Below are 6,897 nucleotides of genomic sequence, written 5' to 3'. Positions count from 1 at the left end.
TAAAAGAGGAGAAGAGGGTATGTCCGCGATGTAGCAGTGCATCGCGAATATAGATAAAATGTTTATCTTCACGACGACCATTTAATATCTCAGAACCGATGATGACGGCATAAAAGTGGGGAGTTTTCATAAGAGAAATTATAGCATGAGAAAATGAGGAATCCCCGAAACGGGGGAAAATATTATTGTAATTGAGTAAGAATTTCGTGCTCAACAGTATCAATAGTTTGTGTACCATCGATAGTAACGAACTTAATAGATGCATTTGTGTTTGCAAGATTTTTATAATATCCGACAAGTGGCTGAGTTAATTCGTGATAGATACGGAGGCGATCAAGGACTACTTCAGCTTTATCATCATCGCGCTGAACTAAATCTTCACCCGTTTCGTTGTCTTTTCCTTCTACTTTTGGTGGGTTATAGAGCAAATGATAGGTACGACCTGATGCGAGGTGAGCGCGACGACCTGACATGCGCTCAACAATAGTACTATCAGGCACATCAATTTCGATGATAGCATCAATATCAACACCTGCTTCTTTTAACGCATCAGCTTGAGGAACGGTACGAGGAAACCCATCGAGGAGAAATCCATTTATACAATCTTCCATGGCAATACGCTCTTTTACTAATCCAATAATAATTTCATCAGTCACAAGCTTACCTGAATCCATAAACGATTTTGCCAATGTTCCGAGTTCCGTCCCCGCTTTGATCGCGGCACGAAGCATATCACCTGTGGAGATTTGCGGAATGTCGAACGCTTTGGTCAAAAACTGAGCTTGTGTCCCTTTTCCTGCACCAGGAGCACCTAAAAGAATAATTTTCATATTAATTCCTATTAATTAAATTTTTGATTTTATAAATGATTCTATTTCATCGACAATGATTTCAATAGAACGTTCACCATTTATTTTTTGGAGAAGATTTTTTTCCTCATAAAAAACTTGAATAATCGCTAATGGGTCAGTATAAACTCTCATTCGGTTATTAAAAATTTCCTCTTTATCATCCTCACCACGTGAACGTCCCAAAACTCGAGTATGTGCAATTTCTTCGCTAACAACCACTTCAATGACACTGACTAACTCAATAGAGTTATCATTTTTTAAAAATATATCGAGTTCATGCATCTGCTCAAATGAACGTGGATAACCGTCAAATAATATGATATTGGATGATGATGATTTAATCGCACTTGTAATGGTTTCAATAGCAATTTCGATAGGGACAATCAATCCGCGACTGATAAAGTGATTGATTTTGAGTCCACGCTCAGACCCACTGGCAACTTCAGCACGCAGTAAATCGCCAGTGGAATAGTGAGCGAAATTGCTATTTCGTTCCGCGATTATTGCTGCATCAGTCGTTTTTCCTGATCCAGGAGCACCGATGATGAGAAAAAGCTTTTTAGTCATTATTTCGTACTTTCTCTGAGTCTAATGTGAAGTTCACGAAGCTGTGTCAACTCGACCGGACTCGGTGCTTTCGTCATAATACATGATGCTCTTTGTGTTTTAGGGAACGCGATGACGTCACGGATACTATCTTTTTTAGAGAGTAACATCATAAAGCGGTCAAACCCAATAGCGAAACCACCATGTGGCGGTGCGCCGAATTTAAGTGCATCGAGTAAGAAGCCGAATTTTTCTTGCGCTTCCTCTTCGCCGATACCGAGTAGGCTGAAAATTTGCTCTTGCAATGCTTGCTTGTGGATACGGATCGATCCGCCTCCGAGTTCAGTTCCGTTAAGGACGATATCGTATGCAATCGATTCGATGTCTTCGAGGTGTTCATGATTCAAATCACGTGGCATGGTGAACGGATGGTGGAGTGCTTTAACACGACCCTCTTCGATTTCGAACATCGGGAAGTCAACAACCCAGACAAATTCGAAGCGATCTTTGTCAATCAGGTTCATTTTTTCATGCTCAGCGATGAATATACGGAAACGACCCATATAATCCCATACTGTTTTTTTGTCGCCGGCACCGAAGAAGACGACGTCGCCCACTTCCATACCTGTACGATCGACGAGAAGTTGTAAATCTTCAGGGGTGAAGAATTTTTCGAGAGGTCCTTTGAGACCGTCTTCTTTCATTTGGAAGTAACCGAGACCTTTAGCACCGAATTTGCGGACGTAATCTTCGAAGCTTTTCATTTCACGTTTGGAGAATGCCAAATCTGCACCCGGAACGCGGAGCGCTTTGATACGGTTCATTTTCGGATTTGCGGCGATCCCTGTAAAAATTTCGTTGTCACAGCGTGCGAAGATATCGATCACATCAACCATTTTAAGATCATATCTTAGGTCAGGTTTGTCTGATCCGTACCACTCCATCGCATCAGAGTATTTGATACGGTTAAACGGCGTATGAACATCGTGTCCTGCGGCAGCAAACATCCCCGTAATCAGCTCTTCGGCAACGCGGATAACGTCTTCTTGGTTACAGAAGCTCATTTCAACGTCGATTTGGGTGAATTCAGGTTGACGGTCGGCACGCAAATCTTCATCACGGAAACATTTGGCGATTTGGAAATAACGATCAAATCCGCCCACCATCAACAATTGTTTAAAGAGCTGCGGAGATTGGGGGAGGGCATAGAACTCACCCTCATGTACACGACTAGGAACGAGATAATCACGCGCACCCTCAGGGGTCGATTTGGTGAGAATAGGGGTCTCTACTTCCAAGAATCCTAATGAATCGAGTACGTTACGCGCTGCGATTGCCGCTTTTGAGCGGAGCATAAATGTGTTGTACATGGATGGATTACGCAAATCCAAATAACGATATTTGAGACGTGTCTCTTCACCGACGTTGTTATCTCCGATCACAAACGGAACCGGCTCAGAGCGGTTTTCGATCACGAGCTCATCCACAACCACTTCAATAGCACCCGTTTTAAGACGTGGATTGGTTAACCCTTCACCGCGTAAACGGATTCGACCATGAGCGATAAGGACGAATTCATCACGAACCTCGCTCGCTAGTTTGTGTGCATGTGCATTGTCCGCAGGATCACATACAAGTTGGATAAGACCGCTTTTATCGCGCAAGTCGATAAAGACAATTCCGCCATGGTCACGGTAGCTGTTCGCCCATCCGCACAAAACGACTTTGTCGCCTACGTTTATTTCACTTAAATCGGTACAAAAATGACTTCTCAAATCAAAGTCCTTAGTATTATATTTTTCGCAATTATAGCGGTTGGAAACTTTTGGTTTGATAATAAATAAACAAGAGGAACTTACAATCCGATAATAATATGTTTTGGCGATATTAGAGCGTAGGCATTCATTCCTTCAAAGAGTTGTTTTGTATCTTTTGGATTCATTAATGCGATAAGCTCATTTGTATCATTAAGAGTAAAAATAATTTCATCTGTTTCATCCTGTGATTCGATACGACTGACTTTCCCTTGAAGATAATTCATTGCTTCATCATTTTGAGTGGGAGAGGCAACGATGCTTACATCACTTGATTTAATGATGACGTAGAGATCACATCCGATTGTGAGGCCCATACTGCGGATTGATTTAAGTGTGATGATTGATTGGATAGTAAGACTTCCAGTTAGTGATAAAGTTAGAATACCATTAAGCCCGAATTCCTCGATAGAGAGGAGAGTAGCGGGAAGCTGATTACGCGCACTGGTGGTAAGAAATGTTCGATTAAGGATGCGCGCGAGACGTTCTGGATCATCTCCCGCTTCAGCAAAACGGGAAATAAACTGGCGGTGGAGCTCGTTGAATCGGTGAAAGGTAGTAATAAGTTCATGGGCATACGGAGTGAGTTTTGTTCCACCACCACCACGGCCTCCTGTTAAGCGATCAATAAGAGGCTGATCAGAGAGAGCATTCATCCCATTAATGCGTTCCCAAGCTGCCTTGTAGCTCATTTTCATTTCTTTAGCAGCGGCATTAATTGATCCTGTTTTATCAATCTGTTTTAGTAGTTCAATTCGCCCTGCTCCCAAAAAATTTTGTCCTTTTTTTGTGAGCCAAAAACGTCCATCAATTTTCATTATAGGGAGCCTTTTTGGAATAGTTATATTTTTATGCTATTTAGGTATTGTAGCGCATTTGAGAATTTAATACTATTGATGAGCAGATTAAATTCTTGATTTTTTTTCAGATAAATATTGATATTACCATTTTTGGTTATAATGCAAAATGTTAATAAATAGATAAGGTTGTGTAGTGGATAGATACGAGCTTATTAGCCGATATTTAATCAATTTTATTCGTCAAGAAGTTTGTAAAACAGGTCTTTCTAAAGTAGTAATTGGTTTAAGTGGAGGGATTGATTCGGCGGTAGTTGCTGTTTTAGCGTATCGAGCATTAAACAATAATTTACTTTGTATCAAAATGCCTTCTCAACACTCCTCGCAAAGTTCTTTAGACGATGCAGAGGAATTGTGTAGAATTTTTAAGTTACAATCTGAAACACATAGTATTGAACCGATGCTTAGAGTATACCAAACTCCGGATATGTCACCTCTTCGAATCGGAAATCTTTCTGCCCGTTTACGGATGGTGACACTATTTGATATTTCAGCACGTGAGGCAGCTCTGGTTTTAGGGACTAGCAATAAAAGCGAATTAATGCTCGGGTATGGGACTCTTTATGGAGATTTAGCTAGTGCGCTTAACCCGATTGGAGATTTATATAAAACCGAAGTCTTTGAACTTGCCCACTATTTGGGTATACCTAGTTCGATCATTAACAAACCTCCATCAGCGGATTTATGGGCAGGACAGAGTGATGAAGCAGAAATCGGTTATCCCTACAGTGAGCTTGATCATGTGTTAAAATGTTATGTCGAAGAACGTCATACTCGCGAAGAAATGATTCAGGATGGAAAAAATCCTAAATTAGTCGATATGATCATCAATAGAATTTATAAAAATCAGTTTAAGCGGCGTATGCCATTAATAGCCAAGTTGACCTCCCGAACGGTCAATCATGATTTTAATTATCCCAGAGATATTACCTTATAAAGGAAAAACAATGAGTATCCCATTTTACCGTATCGAAGTTGGCGGAGATGAACGTGAAAAGATTGATGAAGTTCTTGACGGTGAAGCTCCTAATATCATTGAAGATTTAGAAACAGCATTTGAAAATTACACTGGTGCATCGTATGCTTTGGCTACCTCCCATGGGACAGCAGCACTTCATTTGGCAATGTTGGCAATTGATCTCAAGCGGGGCGATAAAGTGATTTGTTCAATCAATGCTTACCCAAGTGTTCCCGAAGTGGTTCGACATTTTGATGCGGAGCCGATATTTATTGATATCAATCCTGATACCTTTACCATTGATTTGGAAAAACTTGAAGCCTATTTAGGTGACAACAAAAGTAAAAAACTCAAAGCGGTAATTGTTTCGCATGTTGCAGGACAAAGTGTCAATTTGGATCGTTTGTATGAGATTGCAAAAGAGTATGATGTAAAAATTATCGAGGATGCTTCCGATGCATTGGGTGCAATGTATAAAGGGAAAAAAATAGGCTCTACGGGTGCTGATATTACCTGTTTTGACTTTAGTCCTCATTTACGTCGTAATGTGTGCAATGGAGGGATGCTTGTATGTGATGATGAAGATATTATGGAACGTGCTAAATCACTCCGCAATCATGCGATGGTGATTGAGGATGAAGGTCTCGGATATATTTATGATGTAACCGATATTGGAAGTCAATACATGATGAGTCCACTTGATGCTGCAACAATTTTGGTTCAGTTAGAGAAACAAGATGATAATATTGGTCGTCAGCGCGAAATTGCTGAGATTTATAATGAGCGCCTCAGCAATGCACCACATATCAAGCTCCCGATCGCTAATGATGAACATTCATTTTCACTCTACATTATCAAAGTCGATAAAAATCGAGATTCGTTTGCACGCGAATTAGCTTCACGGGGAATTGAGTGTGGATTGCACTATATTCCGCTCCATTTGCTTAGTTATTATAAGTCAAAATATTCTCTTCGGGTAAACGATTTTCCTATTGCATTGCGCAGTTATCAGCAAGTACTCTCTATTCCGAACTATGCAGCGCTCAGTGATGATGATGTTGAGGAAATTTGTGAGGCAATTCTGGATGTAGCATCTACTCGCGTTTGAAACATTTTTGGATGAAATGGGGTGAAGAATATCTTTATAACCCTACTTTTGTCCAAAAAATTCTCTCTATTTTACTTCTTCCTATTAGTTTTTTATATTGTTTAGGGGGGTCAATTCGTTATCATAGAAGCAGACCGAGAAACTATGGTATCGCGGTTGTTAGTGTTGGAAACTTGATTGTAGGTGGTAGCGGTAAAACTCCTGTTGTGAGTGAATTAGCACGATATTTTAAAAAACCAGCTATTGTCTTACGCGGTTATGGTCGTCAAAGTCGAGGAATGGTGGTTGTAAAAGATCGTGATATTCTTTGTGATACTCATATTAGTGGTGATGAGGCAATGGTCTATGCGATCAATCTATCTCATGCTGTCGTTATCGTCAGTGAGATTCGAGAGCGGGGAATTGCAGAAGCTAAAGCTATGGGATGTGATGTTGTATTATTGGATGATGGATACGGTAAACATGGTATTGAAAAACTTGATATTGTAATCGATGTTCCAACCCCTAACCCGTTTTGTCTCCCGAGTGGAGCCTATCGAGAGATGCTTTGGCGTGGTAAAAAAGCAATTATCATGAGAGAAGGGGAACACTTCAGACGTCATGTCCAAATTTCCAATGAAACAGCAAAAATGGTATTGGTGACCGCGATTGCGCGCCCTCAGCGGCTTGATCCTTTTTTACCGGAAGTGATAGAGAAGATCTATTTTGAAGATCACTATTACTTCACCCAAGGGGAGCTGGAAATGATTGTGGAGCGCACGGG

General features: G+C 40.7%; 7 protein-coding genes. 3 read left to right on the top strand and 4 right to left on the bottom strand.

Going from position 1 to position 6,897, the window contains the following annotated elements; translation table 11 throughout:
* Positions 1-182: 182 nt before the first annotated feature.
* The 4 genes from adk to WA010_RS00170 all read right to left on the bottom strand — a co-directional run bounded on the left by adk (position 183) and on the right by WA010_RS00170 (position 4,029).
* Positions 183-830 (bottom strand): adenylate kinase, encoded by a 648-nt coding sequence (gene adk / locus WA010_RS00185; RefSeq protein WP_422555161.1) that lies wholly within the window; start codon positions 828-830, stop codon positions 183-185.
* Between the two features lie 15 nt (positions 831-845).
* A complete protein-coding gene (locus WA010_RS00180) occupies positions 846-1,418 on the bottom strand; it encodes an adenylate kinase (RefSeq protein ID WP_422555160.1) in 573 nt (190 codons plus the stop codon).
* Positions 1,418-3,172 carry an aspartate--tRNA ligase gene (aspS, locus tag WA010_RS00175; protein WP_422555159.1) on the bottom strand — a complete coding sequence of 585 codons (1,755 nt, stop codon included), beginning with the start codon at positions 3,170-3,172 and terminating at the stop codon, positions 1,418-1,420. The genes WA010_RS00180 and aspS overlap by 1 nt, the downstream gene beginning before the upstream one ends.
* Positions 3,173-3,252: 80 nt before the next feature.
* The gene (locus WA010_RS00170) at positions 3,253-4,029 is read right to left on the bottom strand and encodes a TOBE domain-containing protein (RefSeq protein WP_422555158.1); all 777 of its coding nucleotides are present in this window, start codon (positions 4,027-4,029) and stop codon (positions 3,253-3,255) included.
* Between the two features lie 175 nt (positions 4,030-4,204).
* Here WA010_RS00170 and WA010_RS00165 point away from each other — a divergent pair, with 175 nt between their 5' ends.
* The 3 genes from WA010_RS00165 to WA010_RS00155 all read left to right on the top strand — a co-directional run.
* Entirely contained in the window at positions 4,205-5,005 is an 801-nt protein-coding gene (locus WA010_RS00165; RefSeq protein ID WP_422555157.1) for an NAD+ synthase, read from the top strand.
* Between the two features lie 10 nt (positions 5,006-5,015).
* Positions 5,016-6,134: a DegT/DnrJ/EryC1/StrS family aminotransferase gene (locus tag WA010_RS00160; protein ID WP_422555156.1), complete on the top strand. Its 1,119-nt coding sequence runs from the start codon at positions 5,016-5,018 to the stop codon at positions 6,132-6,134.
* 11 nt (positions 6,135-6,145) lie between these two features.
* Positions 6,146-6,897, top strand: a 752-nt coding sequence (locus tag WA010_RS00155) for a tetraacyldisaccharide 4'-kinase (RefSeq protein ID WP_422555155.1), incomplete at its 3' end; no start/stop codon positions are given.

It is taken from the genome of Sulfuricurvum sp. (genome assembly GCF_049305995.1).
Classification (GTDB): Bacteria; Campylobacterota; Campylobacteria; order Campylobacterales; family Sulfurimonadaceae; genus Sulfuricurvum.
The sequence above is the reverse complement of the archived record's forward strand: the minus strand, read 5'-3'. Positions and strand labels throughout refer to the sequence as shown.

Coding starts and splice junctions, on each gene's coding strand:
- adk (WP_422555161.1), bottom strand. CDS start 830: ATGAAAATTATTCTTTTAGGTGCTCCTGGTGCAGGAAAAGGGACACAA.
- WA010_RS00180 (WP_422555160.1), bottom strand. CDS start 1,418: ATGACTAAAAAGCTTTTTCTCATCATCGGTGCTCCTGGATCAGGAAAA.
- WA010_RS00170 (WP_422555158.1), bottom strand. CDS start 4,029: ATGAAAATTGATGGACGTTTTTGGCTCACAAAAAAAGGACAAAATTTT.
- WA010_RS00160 (WP_422555156.1), top strand. CDS start 5,016: ATGAGTATCCCATTTTACCGTATCGAAGTTGGCGGAGATGAACGTGAA.